Source organism: Bradyrhizobium jicamae, assembly GCF_001440395.1.
GTDB lineage: Bacteria > Pseudomonadota > Alphaproteobacteria > Rhizobiales > Xanthobacteraceae > Bradyrhizobium > Bradyrhizobium jicamae.
This window is the reverse complement of record NZ_LLXZ01000166.1, coordinates 1-419: the sequence shown is the minus strand read 5'-3', so window position 1 is coordinate 419 and position 419 is coordinate 1. Positions and strand designations below refer to the sequence as shown.

2 pseudogenes are annotated in these 419 nt (G+C 66.8%); both read left to right on the top strand.

Annotation, left to right across the window (positions count from 1 at the left end):
* Window positions 1–165, top strand: a pseudogene (locus CQ12_RS44280) (CtpF protein); the annotation flags it as partial.
* A gap of 22 nt (window positions 166–187) precedes the next feature.
* Window positions 188–419 (top strand): annotated as a pseudogene (locus CQ12_RS42810) (CpaF family protein); the annotation flags it as partial.

Here is a 419-nt window from a genome sequence, read left to right as displayed (position 1 = left end):
TCGGCCGCCAATAACGGCCAGATGATCGCGGAGATCTCCGCGACCCATCGCACGACCGAGATGTTTCTGCAGATCGCGCAGCGCCTCACCGGCCGCGGCGAGACCAAGAAGCCGAAGAGTTCGTTGCTGTCACCTTTGATCGAGAAGTTGCGGGCCAAGAAGTAGACAGCCCGCGTGGAGTGCCATCGTGTTCGGTAAGCGTAGCGGAAATGAAAGTGACACGCGGGTAGCGAGGCCCGCCATTCAGGCGCCGGAGCCGGCGGCTGCGCCGGTCGTTGCGCGCGAGATGGCCGCGCCGGCCGTCGCTTCGCCCCCGATCGCGCCCATGAAGGCGCCGCCACCGCCCGCCCCCACCGCGGAAGCGCGGCGTTCCGACAACTACTACCAGGTCAAGGCGACCATCTTCGGCGCCCTGATCG